Genomic DNA, 14,135 nt, shown 5'->3' with positions numbered 1-14,135 from the left:
GCGGATTACTCAGCGTGGCATTCCTTGCAGCCAACCGGAACGGCCTTGCCGGCCTTCTTTTCCTTCTTGTGGCAGGCGAGGCAGGAAGCGTCGGACTTCTTGCTGTGGAAAGCAGAGTAGAATCCGGCGGGATCCTTCTTGGCGGCCTTGCTGGCGTCGGTGTGGCAACCCTCGGCGGAGCAACCCTTGACGTCGTCCTTGCTCGCGGCCTTGTGGTGACAGACCAGACAGTCGAGTCCGTTGTCAACGTGCTTCTTGTGCGGGAAGGTCACGGCTGCCTTAGTGGCTTTCTGCCCGGCGGGGACTTCCATGGTGTAAGAATCGGCCGGCGCGTTGGCAGCAATAACCACGGGCAGGCAGAAGACACACACCAGGGCGGCCACCATCAGGCTGATGATGAGAGATTTCTTCATTTACCTAGTTCCTCCTGTTGCATAAAAGAATAAACAGTCACACTCTCTACTATGCGGGATAAATAAGTATCCACCCCCTGTCAAGCGGGGGCTGCCATCGTAGACCCTTGCTTTTACCCGAAATCGGCCCTTGTTTGCAAGGACCATTTTCACTTTGCTCCAGCGGGGTTAGAGGTCGTATTTGCGGTGATATCCCCTGGGAGTGAGCATCCTCCCGCCCACCATCCGGGTGGCGGAGTTGCCCACGATGAGCACGGTCTGCATGTCCACCTTTCCCACATCGACCCCGCGCAGGGGAACGGCCTCCACGCTCTGGCCGGGGCGGTAGGCGCGGCCCACCACGCCCACCGGGGTGGACGGTCTGCGGAACTCGCCGATGATGTCCAGCGCGCGGCGCAGGTGGTCGCTGCGCTTGCGCGAGCGGGGGTTGTAGATGGCGATGACGAAATCCGCGCTGGCCGCGGCCCGAAGCCGCTGCTCGATGCGCTCCCAGGGGGTCAGCAGGTCGCTCAGGGAGATGGAGGCGAAATCGTGCATCAGCGGCGCGCCGAGCAGGGCCGCCGCCGCGTTGAAGGCGGGGACGCCGGGGATGACCTCGAAGGGGACCGCATCCAGCAGCCCCTCGGCCTCCAGAATCTCGAGCAGCAGCCCGGCCATGGCGTAGATGCCCGCGTCGCCGGAGCAGACCATGACCGTGGCCTTGCCCTGCCGGGCGGTCTCCACGGCCTGCCTGGCCCGGTCCACCTCGCCCATCATGCCCGTGGACACCACCTGCTTGCCCTTGAGCAGCTCGGCGGGGATCAGTTCGATGTACGCCTTGTACCCGGCCACCACCTCGGCGTCGGCAATGGCCTGCAGCGCCGCCGGGGTGAGCAGCCCCGGATCGCCCGGCCCCAGACTGACCGCCTTAAGCACGGCTGGTCAGGGCCACGGCCAGGGTCACGGTCGAGGTCTTTTCCTTGGTCACGATGAGTTCTCCTCCGTGGGCCGCCAGCAGGGCCGAGGCCTCGGCCACGCTGGGCACGCCCATGTGCTCCTGCACCCTGTCCGACGGGGTGGGAGCGTCGATGGCCGCAAGCTGCGCCGTTGAATAAAATACAGGTTCCGCGCCGAGTTCGGCGGCGGCCTCCAGCAGCCCGGCCTCGTTGCGCTTGGCCTCCACCGACCCCACCGAGGCGATGGACTCCATGGCGAAGCCGTTGCGCCGGAAGACCTCGTGCACGTGATCGAGGATCTCGTAGGCCGTGACGTCCCGGCGGCAGCCGATGCCCAGATGCAGGACGCGCGGATGCAGCGACAGCGCGCCCTCGGGGCTGTCCGCGTGCCAGGAGACCCAGATGCCGGGCCGGTGCGGATTCCACCCGTCGGGTCCGGCCACCTCGAAACTGGTGTCCCAGGCCAGGCCGAGCCAGTCCTCCGGGTCGTACAGCTGCACGGTGTGCCCTTCCAGCAGGGCCATGTTCACGTTCTTGACCTTCTCGATGTTGCCGATGACCAGCCCCTTGGCGTCGGCCAGGGTGTCGATGGACAGCACGCCCGCCGTGTCCGTGGCCGTGGTGATCACCGGCAGGCCGCCCATGATCCGCGCGCAGCGGTCGGCCAGCTCGTTGGCCCCGCCCAGGTGGCCGGACAGCAGGCTGACAGCGTACCGCCCGTTCTGGTCCATGCAGACCACGGCGGGGTCGGTCTCCTTGCTCTGGAGATGCGGGGCGATGCAGCGCACCACGATGCCCGCGGCGGCCACGAAGACGTGTCCGTCGAAGGTGTTGAAGGTGGCGGACACGAGATGGGTCAGCGACTCGAACGGCATGGCGTCGTCCGGCTCCAGCGACTTGGAGGCATAGAGGGTGCCGGGCAGCTTGGCGGCCAGGCGGGTCCCGACGGCCAGTCCCCTGGAGGTCAGTGCGTAGATGGCGATTTTCTTTGCTGGCATTATTTTGAGATACCAGTAACCGGCAATCGCGAAAAGCGAAAACGTAACATGACTGGGAGTTTTTTCACCACTGCGGGGAGCGTGGACGACGCGAAAAACGGGCCGGGGAGCACCGCGCCCCCGGCCCGCCAAAGGATCGAATCCGGCCTGTTTGATGCTAGAACTTCACGTTCCGGGCCGCGTCCAGGGTCCGCTCGAAATCCTCGTCCGAGTGGGCGAAGGAGGTGAAGGCGCACTCGAAGCCCGCCGGGGCCAGGTAGACGCCCGCCGCCATCATCTGCTTCCAGTAGGCGGCGTAGGCCTGGTAGTCGCACTGCCCGGAGGAGACCATGTCGGTCACGGGCTTGTCCGAGAAATACATGGTGAAGGCGGAGCCGACCTGGGCCAGGTACACGGGCTTGCCCTTGGACTCGATGATCGAGACCAGCTCCGAGGTCAGCGCCTTGGTCCGGGCCTCCAGCCCCTCGTAGTTGCATTCCTGCAGCCGCTTGAGCGCGGCCAGGCCCGCGGCCATGGCCACCGGGTTGCCGGACAGGGTGCCCGCCTGGAACACGCCGCCCACCGGGGCCATGTGTTCCATGATCTCGCGCTTGCCGCCGTAGCAGCCCACCGGGAACCCGCCGCCGATGATCTTGCCCAGGGTGGTCAGGTCCGGCTTGATGCCGTAGCGCGCCTGAGCCCCGCCCAGAGCCAGGCGGAAACCGGTGATGACCTCGTCGAAGATGAGCAGTGCACCGTACTGGTCGCACAGGTCGCGCAGCCCCTGGAGGAACCCGTCCTTGGGCAGGACCAGCCCCATGTTGCCCGCGCACGGCTCCACGATGACGCAGGCGATCTCGTCGCCGGACGCCTCGAAGTGGGCGCGCACGGCGTCCAGGTCGTTGTAGTGGGCCAGCAGGGTGTGGCTGATGACCGCCTCGGGCACGCCGGGGGTGCCGGGCACCGTGCCCGCGGCCGAACCGGCGGCGGCCAGGAAGGCGTCGGCGTGGCCGTGGTAGTTGCCGATGAACTTCACGAACTTGTCGCGGCCGGTGTAGCCGCGCGCCAGCCGCAGGGCCGACATGGTGGCCTCGGTGCCGGAGGAGACCATGCGCATCATCTCCATGGACGGGATGAGCTTGTTGATCTCCTCGGCCAGGGCGACCTCGTCCAGGCAGGGCGCGCCGTAGCTGGAGCCGTGGTCCACGGCCACGTGGGCGGCCTCGGTCACGGCGGGGTCCTGGTGGCCCAGGATCATGGGACCCCAGGAAAAGACGTAATCGATGTACCGGCGGCCCTCGACGTCCCACAGGTACGCGCCCTTGGCATTCATGATGAAGACCGGCTCGGAGTTGACGTACTTGCAGGCGCGCAGCGGGGAGTTGACGCCGCCGGGCATGAGGGTCTGGGCCTTGGCGTAGAGCGATTTGGAGTCCATGGCTTTTCCTATTTGAAATAGACCATCGAGGTCTTCTTGAGTTCCTTGAGGGATTTCAAGGTGCAGTGGTCGTCGATGTTCACGGCGCGCTCCAGCTCGGCCACCACCTCGTCGGTGTGGCCCGGCCGCTCGCCGTGGATCATGGTGTAGAAGTTGTACGTCCACTCCGGGTAGGTCCGGCGGATGTAGCAGTGGGAGATCTCGGGCCGGGCGGCGAAGATCTCGCCCACCTCGTCGGACCGCTCGGGCGGCACCCGCCAGGCGACCATGGCGTTGTGCCCGTAGCCCGCCTTCTGGTGGCGCAGGGTGGCCCCGAATCGCCTGATGATCTTCCGTTTCTTGAGGTCGGCCAGGAGATCGAGGACCTCCTGCTCGCTGACGCCCACGGCCTCGGCAATGGTCTTGAACGGCTGCTCGGTGTCCGGCAGGTCCGTGCCGGCCAGGGCGAGAATCCGTTCCTCGGTGGTGGTGAATTGTATGGCCATGGGTGGGTCTATACCCGTCACCGGGACCGGATGCAACTTGGATGAGCCGGAAAAACCGCGCCGAAGCCCCGGACCGGGACGCCCGCGCCCCTTGCCACCGGCCCCTGCGCGACGTATGCTCCTGAACTCGACAAGACAACGAAGGAGACCCGACCATATGAAGATAGCAGTAATGGGCGCGGGCGCCTGGGGAACCACCCTGGCCGACATGCTCGCCAAGAACGGCACCGAGACCACCCTCTGGGCGCGTGAGCCCGAGGTCGTGGCCGACATCCGCCAACACCGCGAGAACCGCGTGTTCCTGCCGGGCGTGACCCTGAGCGACAAACTCCGGGTGGAGTCCGATCCGCAGGCCGCGTTCGAGGGGGCGGGCTGTTTCCTGGTGGTCATCCCCAGCCAGTTCATCCGCCCGGCCCTGGCCGGGTTCCGCGACCTGCTGCCCGAACGCCCGGTGATCGTCTGCGCGTCCAAGGGCATCGAGCTGTCCTCCCTGGCCCCCATGTCCCGCGTGGTGGCCGAGTCCCTGGAGGGCAAGCGGCCCCGCTACGCCTCGCTGTCCGGCCCGTCCTTCGCCGCCGAAGTGGCGGCGGACATGCCCACCTCGGTGTCGCTGGGCTGCGAGGACCACGAACTGGGCCGCGAGCTGCAGGAGGCCTTCTCCACCCCGTATTTCCGCGTCTACTTCACCCCTGATTACCGGGGCGTGGAGCTGGGCGGCGCGGTCAAGAACGTCATCGCCATTGCCGCGGGCATCGCCGACGGGCTGGGCTTCGGCCACGACGCCCGGGCCGCGCTCATCACCCGGGGACTGGCCGAGCTGTCCCGTCTGGGCGAGGCCATGGGCGGCCAGGAGCGGACCTTCATGGGGCTGTCCGGCATGGGCGACCTGGTGCTGACCTGCACCGGCGACCTGTCGCGCAACCGCCAGGTTGGCCTGCGGCTCGGCCAGGGCGCCAGGCTCGACGACATCATCGGCGAGATGAAGGCTGTGGCCGAGGGCGTCAAGACCACCCAGGCGCTCTACGACCTGTCCAAGAAGCTCGGCGTCGAACTGCCGATCACCGACCAGGTCCACAAGATTCTCTACGAGGGCAAGGACCCGGCCCAGGCCACCAGGGACCTGATGAGCCGGGACCTGAAGGACGAATAACCAGGGAGCCGACATGCGCAATGCCACCCTTCCCGCCGTGCTGATCGCGGCAGCCGTCCTTTTGGGCGGCTGCTCCAAGCCGTGGACCCACCCGGACTACTCCGGCAGTCTCGCGGACCAGAAGTTCAAGGAGGACTCGCTGACCTGCGAGGTCCAGGCGGGCGAGGCGTTCCCCCTGGAAAAACAGAAGCAGAGCAAGCGGTTCCTCATGTGCATGAGCGACCTCGGCTGGAGCTACCACCCCGAGGGCCAGGGCTTCACCTTCCGGACCAAACCCCGCTAGGCAAGGGAGGCTCCCATGGCCGACCGGCGCATCCTCGTTCTCGGTTCCACTGGCTACGTGGGCGGGCGGCTGGTGCCGCTGCTCCTGGAGCGCGGCTACGCCGTGCGCGCCGCCGGACGCAGCGTGGACAAGATCCGCGCCCGCTCCTGGGGCGACAAGGTCGAGGCCGTCCAGGCCGACATGCACGATTCCGAGGCCCTGAAGCGGGCCTGCGAGGGGTGCTCCGCCGCCTACTACCTGGTCCACTCCATGGCCAAGCCCGGCCGCGACTTCGCCGAGCAGGAGCGCGACGCGGCCTACAACATGGTCCGCGCCGCGACCCATTCCGGCCTTGAGCGGATCATCTACCTGGGCGGGCTGGGCGAGGACCGCGCGGACCAGCCCCTTTCCAAGCATCTGCGCTCGCGCGCCGAGGTGGGCCGCATCCTGACGCTCGGTTCGGCCAGGGTGACCACCCTGCGCGCCGCCCAGATCATCGGCTCCGGGTCCTCCTCCTTCGAGCTGGTCCGCTACCTGGCCGACCGGCTGCCGTTCATGATCACCCCGGCCTGGGTCCGCACCCGGACCCAGCCCATCTCCGTGCGCAACGTGCTCGGCTACCTGGCGGGCTGCCTGGAGAACGAGGCCACCGCCGGGCTGACCCTCGACATCGGCGGCCCGGACGTCCTGACCTACGAGGAACTTTTCCATCTCTACTCGGAGGTGGCGGGCATCCCCAGGCGCCATTTCCTGCCCCTGCCCTTCGTCACCCCGCGCCTGTCCTCCTTCTGGGTGTCCCTGATCACCCCGGTCCCCATGGCCCTGTCCCGCGCCCTGATCGAAGGGCTGCGCAACGAGGTGATCTGCCGCGACGAGCGCATCCGCACGCTGGTCCCCCAGGAGCTGCTCTCCTGCCGCGAGGCCATCCGCCGCGCCCTGGAAAAGACCGAACAGCAGGCAGTGGAGACCTGCCTGTTCGACGTGGGCTCGGCCTGCATGCCGGAATGGGCCTCGGCGGACGACCCCCACTACGCTGGCGGCACCCGGTTCGAGATGGGCTACAAGGCGCGGCTCCAGGGCGACCCGGACAAGGTCTGGGAAGTGGTCGAACGCATCGGCGGCGAGCGCGGCTGGTACTACGGCGACCCGCTGTGGCGGCTGCGCGCGCTCATCGACCGCGTGCTGGCCGGGCCGGGCCGCCGGGGCAGGCCCCACGGGACCGGTTCGCCGCGCGTGGGCGACGCCCTGGACTTCTGGCGCGTGCTGGCCTCGGACAAGGGGCGGCGGCTGCTCCTCTTGGCCGAGATGCGGCTGCCCGGCGAGGCGCTCCTGGAATTCCGCCTCGACCCCCTGTGGGAGAAGACCGTGGACCTGTCCATGACCGCCAAGTTCCTGCCGCGCGGTCTGACCGGCATGCTCTACTGGTACGCCATGTACCCCTTCCACGTGATCCTCTTCCGGAACATCATCGAGAACATCTCCGACCTGGCCGGGACGCACCTCTACGAACCGCCCCGGCGGGTGGTCTAGCCCATGGGCGGGGGACTCCGCACCGGGCGGACCACCGGCACCTGCGCCGCGGCCGCGGCCATGGCCGGAACCCGCTTCCTGCTGACCGGCGAGACCCCGGAGGTCGTGGACGCGCCCCTGCCCCCGGGCGGGACCCTGGCCGTGCCCATCGAGCGGTACGAGCGGGACTTCGGACGCCAAAACGGGGACCGCGATTCGGTGCGCGTGACCGTCATCAAGGACGGCGGCGACGACCCGGACGCCACCCACGGCTGCGAGGTCCGGGCCGTGGTCCGGCTGGACCGGGACGCGGACACCCCGCTGGCCGTGACCCTGGACGGCGGCGAAGGTGTGGGCCGCGCCACCCTGCCGGGGCTGCCCGTACCCGTGGGCCAGGCGGCCATCAACCCGGAACCGCGCAAACAGATCGAGCGCGCGGTCCGGCTGGCCGCCGAGGGCCTGGCCGCCGGGCGCGTGGACGTGGTCATCGAGATCCCGGAGGGCGAAACCATCGCCCTGAAGACGCTGAATCCCCGGCTGGGCATCCTCGGCGGCATCTCCATCCTCGGCACCCAGGGCATCGTCAAGCCCTACTCCCACGCCTCCTGGAAGGCGACCATCGAGGAGGGGCTGGACGTGGCCCGGGCCATGGGCTTGCCCGAGCCGGTCTTCACCACCGGACGGCGCAGCGAGCGGTTCTATCTCGAAGCGCATCCGGACATGCCCGAGCAGGCCCTCATCCAGGCCGCCGACTTCTTCGCCTTCGCCATGCGGGCCGCTGCCGATCGCGGCTTCGAGCGCGTGACCTGGGCCGTTTTTTTCGGCAAGCTGGTCAAGCAGGCCCAGGGCGTGGAGTACACCCACGCCCGGACCCACCCCGTGGATTTCGGGCTGCTGGCCGAGCGCTGCCTGGAGGCGGGCGCGGACCCGGCCCTGGCCCCGGCCGTGTGCTCGGCCAACACCGCGATCCAGGTTCTGGACCTGCTCAAGGACGACCCGGCCCGGCCCGCGCTGGTCCGGCTGCTCGCGGACAGGGCGGCGCGGGCGGCGGGCGGCCATTGCGCCGGACGCTGTCGGGCGACGTACGCGGTGTTCGACTTCGACGGCCACCCGCTGTAGGCTGAATCGGAACAGGGAGGAACCAGCCATGCCGACCATCTCCATCGTCATTCCCAACCACAATTATTCGCGGTTCTTCAGCCGCTGCTTCAACTCCCTGGCGACCCAGCACCTGGGCCTGGAGGACGTGGAGATCATCTTCGTGGACGACGCCAGCACGGACGACTCCCTGGCCCGGATCGAGGAGTGGGCCGAGAGGATCGAGTGCGAGAATTTCATCATCGAGGCCCTGGACCGGCAGGGGCACCCCGGCCCGGTGCGCAACCACGGCCTGTCCCTGGCGCGCGGCGAATATCTCTTCTGCCTGGACCCGGACGACGCCCTGCGCCCCGAGTTCACGGCCGTCTGCCTGGAGGTCCTGAAGGAAGATCCGCGCGCCGCCGGGGTCTACCCGGACTACTTCCGCTGCACCCCGGAGGGGCGGTTCCTGGTGGAGCTGCCCGACTTCGACCAGGCGCTGCTGCGCATGCAGAACATCCTGCCCACCACCGCGCTCTACCGGCGCGAGCTGTGGGACGCGGGCGTGCGCTACGCGGACAACACCGACTACGAGGACTGGGACTTCTGGATCCAGTGCGTCTCCCTGGGCGCGCACTTCGAGCACATCTGCGATCCCCTCTACGACTACCATTTCCACGACGACAACTTCTCGCGCAAGGCCGAGTCCAACGACGGCCCGTCCAAGGCGGCCATCGTGCGCAACAACCCGGACTTCTTCCACCCCCTGGTCCGCCAGTGGGCCGAGGACTTCCGGCGGGGGCGGCTGCACGCCCAGGCCTTCCCGCGCGGGCACATCCCCTCCCCGGACGACGTCCGGGCGCTGCTCAAGACCGTGGAGAGCACGGTACTGGGCGCGGGCGACAAGTGAACCGTCAAAAGGAAAGGGTGCCGGGACGAATCCCGGCACCCTTTTTCGTGCAACGGGCCGCGCAGCGGCGGCTATTTCTTCTGGAACGCCTCCCAATCCGCCAGGAAGGCGGCCAGGCCGCTGTCGGTCAGCGGGTGCTGCACCAACTGCATGATGGTCGAGTACGGGAGGGTGATGACGTCCGCGCCGATCAGCCCGGACTCCAGGACGTGCAGGGGGTGGCGCACCGAGGCGACCAGGATCTTGGTGGAAAAGTCGTAGTTGTCGAAGATGGTCCGCATCTGCTCCACCGCCTCCATGCCGGACTGGCTCAGCCCGTCCAGCCGCCCCACGAAGGGGGAGACGTAGGTGGCCCCGAGCTTGGCGGCCAGCAGGGCCTGGGCCGGGGAGAAGACCAGGGTGACGTTGGTCTTGATGCCGCGCTCGGTCAGCTCCCGGAGCGCCTTGAGGCCCTCGGCGATCATGGGGATCTTGACCACCACGTTGGGGCCGAAGGAGACCAGGTCCTTGGCCTCCTTGATCATCGCCTCGTGATTGGTGGCGATGACCTCCAGGGAGACCGGGCCGTCCACCAGCTCGCAGATGCGCGCGGCCTGCTCGCGCCAGTCGCCGCCCTCGCGGGACATGATGGTGGGGTTGGTGGTCACGCCGTCCAAGAGCCCGAGGTCGGCGACTTCGCGAATCTGATCCAGATTGGCCGTATCGAGAAAGAATTGCATGGGTCCTCCTAGGTGAGGGGAACAGGACGGTCCGCTCATTGATGCGCAGGTCATAACATAAACAAAATAAAGTGGAAACCTTCCGCAAACGTTTTCGCCGGGACCGCTTTTGCTTCCCCCCGTCACGGGTTTCGTTTACATTGCGGCAATGACCGACAGGAAACCCGTGCGCATCATCGGGCTGCCCCCCGGCACCCTCGCCCCGACTCCCGCCGCCGCCGAAGCCCTGGCTTCCGCGGACCTGGTGGTGGGCGGCAAACGGCTGCTCGACGCCTGCCCCGACGGGATGATCCCGGAACGGGCCGAGCGGCTGGCCATCACGGGCGCGCTCAAGCCGGTCATCGACCAGGTGCGCAAGGCCGCGGGCAAGGGCCGGTCCGTGGTCGTCCTGGCGGACGGCGACCCGCTCTTCTTCGGCATCGGCAAGCGGCTGGGCGAGGCGCTGGGCCGCGAGAACCTGGTGGTCGAGCCGAACGTGTCCACGGTCCAGATGGCCGCCGCCCGGCTGGCCCTGCCCTGGCAGGAGATGGACTTCGTCTCCCTGCACGGACGCGACGACTTCTCGCCCCTGTACGCGGCCCTGGTCCGCGCCGACCTGATCGCGGTCTTCACCGACGCGGTGAACACCCCGGCCGAGGTGGCCCGCGCCCTGCTGGAGCGCGGCGCGGACTGCTTCTCCATGACCGTGCTGGAGAACCTGGGCTCCCCGGACGAGCAGGTCCGGCCCCTGGCCCTGTGGGAGACCTGGGGCATGGAGTTCGCGCCGCTGAACCTGGTCGTCCTGGAACGCCAGTACCCGCCGGAGATCGCCCTGGCGCTGGGCATCCCGGACCATTTCTACATGCACCAGAAGAACCTGATCACCAAGCTGCCCGTGCGCGCCGCCGGGCTGGCCCACCTGAACGTGACCCCGGACTCCACGGTCTGGGACCTCGGCGCGGGCTGCGGCTCGGTGTCCATCGAGGCCTCCCACCTGGCCCGGCGGGGGCGTGTCTTCGCCGTGGAGCGCAACAAGACCCGCGCGGCCATGATCCGCGAGAACATCCGGCGCACCGGGGCGTGGCTGGTGGACACCGTGCTCGGCGAGATGCCGGACGCGCTCAAGGGGCTGCCCGAACCGGACCGCATCTTCATCGGCGGCGGGCTGGGCGGCGAGTCCAACCAGGAGAGTTCCCTGCTCCGCACGGCCTGCGAACGGCTCCGCCCCAACGGCAGGATCGTGGTCCACTGCATCCTGCTCGACTCCCTGCACGTGGCCAAGGACCATTTCAAGGCCATGGGCTGGCACTTCGGCGTGACCCAGCTCCAGGCCTCGGCCACGGACTCCCTGGCCGGGGACCTGCGCTTCAAGGCCCAGAACCCGGTCTTCATCCTGTGGGCCGAAAAGCCCTGACCCGCTACTTCAGATAGCTTTCGACGATGCGGTCGTAGGCGCCGCTGTCGCGGATCGCCCAGAGCCCGGCGTTGAACCGGTCCATCAGCTCGCGCGCCCCGGGGTACGCCTTGGAGACCATCAGGTGCTGCGGGTTGAGGTTCCACGGGGTGGGGGTCCATCCGAACCGGTCGCGGCGGGCGGGGAAGATGCGCGCGATCAGTGTCCGGCCCACCAGTTCGTCCTCGGCGAACAGGGCGGTCCGCAGCTCCCACAGCTTGCGCACGCCCGACGCCTCGCCCGGCGCGTAGTCCACGGTCAGCCCCTTCTCCCGAAACACTTCCTCGTAATAGTTGCCGGAGGTCCCGGCGATGAGATACGGCCGCAGCGCCTCCAGGGTGGTAAAGTCGAACTCGCCCATGCGCCCCTTCATGTAGAAGAAGACGTTGCGGCAGACCCAGATGACGTCGCTGAACCAGGCATAGCGGGCGCGTTTGTCCGTGCGGGCGTAGGGGAAGGCGGCGAACGCCTCGCCGGTCTCGACCATCAGGGCGCACCGCCGCCAGGGGTAGAAACGGATTTCGACCCGGATGCCCTGCTCGGCAAAGGCCTGGGTGACGATTTCGGACAGCAGGCCGGGCCGCGTCCCCTGGGCGATGACGTACGGCTCGTAGTTGCCGGAGACCAGGAGCAGGGGTTCTTCCCCGGCATGCGCCGGATGGACGGCGGGAGAGAGCGAGAGCAGGAGGGTCAGGCAAAGGACGGGCAGGAGAAGGGAGGAATGAGCGCGCATGGCTTCTCCGTATCACAGGGTGCGGGAGCGGCATATCTTTTTTGCGCCCTGCCGGACCTTGTGCTGGCGGGCGGGGGGCGCATGTATTACCCTCGCGCCATGTCCGAACCCCGCCCCTCCGCCCGGCCCGTTAGGGCGCTCGTCGCCTGGGCCCTCTACGACTGGGCCAATTCCGGCTTCGCCGCGTTGGTCCAGACCTTCGTCTTCGCCGCCTACTTCACCCGGGCCGTGGCCGAAAACGAGACCCTGGGCACGGCCCTGTGGGGCAACATGATGGGCGTGGCCGGGCTGGTCATCGGCCTGGGCGGGCCGGTGCTCGGGGCCGTGGCCGACCGCTCCGGCCGCCGCAAGCCGTGGCTGGCCGCCTTCACCGCGCTGTGCATCCTGGCCACCGGGCTGCTCTGGTTCATCCGGCCGGAGGCCGACTTTGTCTGGCCCGCCCTGCTCCTGGCCGGCGCGGGGACCATCGGCAGCGAATACGCCATGGTCTTCTACAACGCCATGCTCCCGGACCTGGCCAGGCCCGGCACCGTGGGCCGCTGGTCCGGCTGGGGCTGGGGGCTGGGCTACGCGGGCGGGCTGGTCCTGCTGGTCGTGGCCCTGTACGGCCTGGTCCAGCCGCCGGGCTGGTTCGGGGTCTCCCGCGACCACGCCCTGCACATCCGCGCGGTCATGCCCCTGACAGCCCTGTGGTACCTGCTCTTCTGCCTGCCGCTCTTCCTGTTCACCCCGGACGCGCCGTCCACCGGCATCCCCCTGTCCCGCGCCGTGGGCCGGGCCATGGTCCAGCTGCGCGACTCCCTGCGCGACCTGCGCGGCCACCGCGACATCGCCCTGTTCCTGCTGGCGCGCATGTTCTACAACGACGGGCTGACCACCATGTTCGCCTTCGGCGGCATCTATGCGGCGGCCACCTTCGGCATGGAGCCGGGCGAGGTCATCCTTTTCGGCATCGGCCTGAACGTCACCGCCGGACTGGGGGCGGCCTCCTTCGCCTGGCTGGACGACCGGATCGGCCCGCGCCGGACCATCCTCCTGTCCCTGGTGGGGCTGGTGGTGCCGGGCGCGGCCATCCTGCTGGTGCAGGACAAGACCCTGTTCTGGATTTTCGGGCTGGCCATCGGTATATTCGTAGGGCCGGTCCAGGCCTCCAGCCGGTCGTACCTGGCGGCCGCGGCCCCGGCCGAGCTGCGCACCGAGATGTTCGGGCTGCTCGCCCTGTCCGGCAAGCTGACCTCGTTCATCGGCCCGTTCCTGGTGGGCTGGCTGACCCTGGCCTCGGGCAGCCAGCGGATCGGCATGGGGGCGGTCGTCGCCCTGTTCGTTCTCGGCCTGGCCGGCATGCTGTTCGTACCCGACCCCCCATCCCCCAAGGAGGATTGAACCGTGTCCGATTTCCGTTTCGAACTCACCGACGAGGAAAAGAACTACCTGCGCTCCCTGGTGGCGGCGTCCATCGACTCCGGGCTGCACCCCGGCCAGGGCGCGGCCCGACCGGACGAGCCGCCCACGGACAAGCTGCGCGAGCACCTGGGCGCGTTCGTCACCCTCAAGCTCGGCGGCTCCCTGCGCGGGTGCATCGGCAACATCGTGGGCACGGGCGAGCTGTTTCGCACGGTCTGGAACATGGCCCGGTCCGCCGCCTTCCAGGACCCGCGCTTCCCGCCCCTGACCGAGGGCGAGTTCGGGGCCGTGGAGTACGAGATTTCGGTCCTCGGCCCGATCACGCCGTGCCCGGACCCGACCCTGGTGGAGGTCGGCCGCCACGGGCTGATCATGCGCCGGGGGGGGCGGTCCGGCCTGCTCCTGCCCCAGGTGCCGGTGGAGTGGAACTGGGACCGCGAGACCTTCCTGGCCCAGACCTGCGTCAAGGCGGGGCTTCCCCGCAACGCCTGGAAGGAGCCGGACACCGACATCCTCTGGTTCGAGGCCGTGGTCTTCTGAGCCCTCCCCGGATCGGAAACCGTGGCATTCCCCTATCGACAAGCTTTCTCACTTTCGTGTACCATTGACGTTGCTGTATAGAAACTGCCACGCTCCGCCACTCAACCCGGACTCGCCATGAAGGACCTCACCCGGAAAGATCCAGACGGCG

The 14,135-nt window shown here is 68.4% G+C and carries 15 protein-coding genes; 8 read left to right on the top strand and 7 right to left on the bottom strand.

Annotated elements, in window-relative coordinates; translation table 11 throughout:
• Positions 1 to 5 precede the first annotated feature (5 nt).
• The 5 genes from AWY79_RS04960 to ahbB form a co-directional block, all read right to left on the bottom strand.
• Positions 6 to 413 carry a cytochrome c3 family protein gene (locus tag AWY79_RS04960; protein WP_066801103.1) on the bottom strand — a complete coding sequence of 136 codons (408 nt, stop codon included), beginning with the start codon at positions 411 to 413 and terminating at the stop codon, positions 6 to 8.
• Positions 414 to 581: 168 nt separating this feature from the next.
• The gene (gene cobJ, locus AWY79_RS04955; RefSeq protein WP_066801101.1) at positions 582 to 1,328 is read right to left on the bottom strand and encodes a precorrin-3B C(17)-methyltransferase; all 747 of its coding nucleotides are present in this window, start codon (positions 1,326 to 1,328) and stop codon (positions 582 to 584) included.
• On the bottom strand, positions 1,321 to 2,346 hold the full coding sequence (locus AWY79_RS04950; RefSeq protein WP_066801099.1) for a cobalt-precorrin 5A hydrolase: 1,026 nt from the start codon (positions 2,344 to 2,346) through the stop codon (positions 1,321 to 1,323). Before AWY79_RS04950 ends, cobJ begins: the two co-directional genes overlap by 8 nt.
• A gap of 157 nt (positions 2,347 to 2,503) precedes the next feature.
• Positions 2,504 to 3,763 (bottom strand): glutamate-1-semialdehyde 2,1-aminomutase, encoded by a 1,260-nt coding sequence (gene hemL / locus AWY79_RS04945; RefSeq protein ID WP_066801097.1) that lies wholly within the window; start codon positions 3,761 to 3,763, stop codon positions 2,504 to 2,506.
• 8 nt (positions 3,764 to 3,771) lie between these two features.
• Entirely contained in the window at positions 3,772 to 4,248 is a 477-nt protein-coding gene (gene ahbB / locus AWY79_RS04940) for a siroheme decarboxylase subunit beta (RefSeq protein WP_066801095.1), read from the bottom strand.
• A 157-nt stretch (positions 4,249 to 4,405) separates the two neighbouring features.
• On the opposite strand from ahbB, the gene AWY79_RS04935 reads away from it, so the two are divergent.
• From AWY79_RS04935 to AWY79_RS04915, 5 genes are read left to right on the top strand one after another with little or no spacing between them, the layout of a single operon-like run.
• Positions 4,406 to 5,398: an NAD(P)H-dependent glycerol-3-phosphate dehydrogenase gene (locus AWY79_RS04935; protein ID WP_066801093.1), complete on the top strand. Its 993-nt coding sequence runs from the start codon at positions 4,406 to 4,408 to the stop codon at positions 5,396 to 5,398.
• Between the two features lie 13 nt (positions 5,399 to 5,411).
• Entirely contained in the window at positions 5,412 to 5,681 is a 270-nt protein-coding gene (locus AWY79_RS04930) for a hypothetical protein (protein ID WP_066801091.1), read from the top strand.
• Between the two features lie 15 nt (positions 5,682 to 5,696).
• The gene (locus tag AWY79_RS04925; RefSeq protein WP_066801088.1) at positions 5,697 to 7,190 is read left to right on the top strand and encodes an SDR family oxidoreductase; all 1,494 of its coding nucleotides are present in this window, start codon (positions 5,697 to 5,699) and stop codon (positions 7,188 to 7,190) included.
• 3 nt (positions 7,191 to 7,193) lie between these two features.
• A complete protein-coding gene (gene cbiD / locus AWY79_RS04920) occupies positions 7,194 to 8,288 on the top strand; it encodes a cobalt-precorrin-5B (C(1))-methyltransferase CbiD (RefSeq protein WP_066801085.1) in 1,095 nt (364 codons plus the stop codon).
• A 28-nt stretch (positions 8,289 to 8,316) separates the two neighbouring features.
• The gene (locus tag AWY79_RS04915; protein ID WP_066801082.1) at positions 8,317 to 9,156 is read left to right on the top strand and encodes a glycosyltransferase family 2 protein; all 840 of its coding nucleotides are present in this window, start codon (positions 8,317 to 8,319) and stop codon (positions 9,154 to 9,156) included.
• Positions 9,157 to 9,227: 71 nt separating this feature from the next.
• On the opposite strand, the gene fsa is transcribed toward AWY79_RS04915, so the two are convergent.
• Complete coding sequence (fsa, locus tag AWY79_RS04910) at positions 9,228 to 9,875, bottom strand: fructose-6-phosphate aldolase (RefSeq protein WP_066801080.1); 648 nt, start codon at positions 9,873 to 9,875, stop codon at positions 9,228 to 9,230.
• Positions 9,876 to 10,023: 148 nt separating this feature from the next.
• Between fsa and AWY79_RS04905 the strand changes: the two genes are divergently transcribed.
• Complete coding sequence (locus AWY79_RS04905) at positions 10,024 to 11,268, top strand: bifunctional cobalt-precorrin-7 (C(5))-methyltransferase/cobalt-precorrin-6B (C(15))-methyltransferase (RefSeq protein WP_066801078.1); 1,245 nt, start codon at positions 10,024 to 10,026, stop codon at positions 11,266 to 11,268.
• A gap of 4 nt (positions 11,269 to 11,272) precedes the next feature.
• Here the strand turns inward: AWY79_RS04905 and AWY79_RS04900 are convergent, their stop codons facing one another.
• On the bottom strand, positions 11,273 to 12,040 hold the full coding sequence (locus AWY79_RS04900) for a substrate-binding periplasmic protein (protein WP_066801075.1): 768 nt from the start codon (positions 12,038 to 12,040) through the stop codon (positions 11,273 to 11,275).
• Between the two features lie 99 nt (positions 12,041 to 12,139).
• On the opposite strand from AWY79_RS04900, the gene AWY79_RS04895 reads away from it, so the two are divergent.
• Positions 12,140 to 13,423, top strand: coding sequence for an MFS transporter (locus tag AWY79_RS04895; protein WP_066806997.1), 1,284 nt, complete (start codon positions 12,140 to 12,142; stop codon positions 13,421 to 13,423).
• Between the two features lie 3 nt (positions 13,424 to 13,426).
• Positions 13,427 to 13,984, top strand: coding sequence for an AmmeMemoRadiSam system protein A (gene amrA / locus AWY79_RS04890; protein WP_066801072.1), 558 nt, complete (start codon positions 13,427 to 13,429; stop codon positions 13,982 to 13,984).
• Positions 13,985 to 14,135: the final 151 nt, after the last annotated feature.

Source organism: Pseudodesulfovibrio indicus (genome assembly GCF_001563225.1).
GTDB classification, from domain to species: Bacteria; Desulfobacterota; Desulfovibrionia; order Desulfovibrionales; family Desulfovibrionaceae; genus Pseudodesulfovibrio; species Pseudodesulfovibrio indicus.
This window is presented reverse-complemented; position numbering and strand designations above follow the sequence as displayed.

Coding starts and splice junctions, on each gene's coding strand:
- AWY79_RS04950 (WP_066801099.1), bottom strand. CDS start 2,346: ATGCCAGCAAAGAAAATCGCCATCTACGCACTGACCTCCAGGGGACTG.
- AWY79_RS04960 (WP_066801103.1), bottom strand. CDS start 413: ATGAAGAAATCTCTCATCATCAGCCTGATGGTGGCCGCCCTGGTGTGT.
- AWY79_RS04925 (WP_066801088.1), top strand. CDS start 5,697: ATGGCCGACCGGCGCATCCTCGTTCTCGGTTCCACTGGCTACGTGGGC.
- fsa (WP_066801080.1), bottom strand. CDS start 9,875: ATGCAATTCTTTCTCGATACGGCCAATCTGGATCAGATTCGCGAAGTC.
- AWY79_RS04895 (WP_066806997.1), top strand. CDS start 12,140: ATGTCCGAACCCCGCCCCTCCGCCCGGCCCGTTAGGGCGCTCGTCGCC.
- cbiD (WP_066801085.1), top strand. CDS start 7,194: ATGGGCGGGGGACTCCGCACCGGGCGGACCACCGGCACCTGCGCCGCG.
- hemL (WP_066801097.1), bottom strand. CDS start 3,763: ATGGACTCCAAATCGCTCTACGCCAAGGCCCAGACCCTCATGCCCGGC.
- AWY79_RS04905 (WP_066801078.1), top strand. CDS start 10,024: ATGACCGACAGGAAACCCGTGCGCATCATCGGGCTGCCCCCCGGCACC.
- AWY79_RS04930 (WP_066801091.1), top strand. CDS start 5,412: ATGCGCAATGCCACCCTTCCCGCCGTGCTGATCGCGGCAGCCGTCCTT.
- ahbB (WP_066801095.1), bottom strand. CDS start 4,248: ATGGCCATACAATTCACCACCACCGAGGAACGGATTCTCGCCCTGGCC.
- AWY79_RS04915 (WP_066801082.1), top strand. CDS start 8,317: ATGCCGACCATCTCCATCGTCATTCCCAACCACAATTATTCGCGGTTC.
- AWY79_RS04935 (WP_066801093.1), top strand. CDS start 4,406: ATGAAGATAGCAGTAATGGGCGCGGGCGCCTGGGGAACCACCCTGGCC.
- AWY79_RS04900 (WP_066801075.1), bottom strand. CDS start 12,040: ATGCGCGCTCATTCCTCCCTTCTCCTGCCCGTCCTTTGCCTGACCCTC.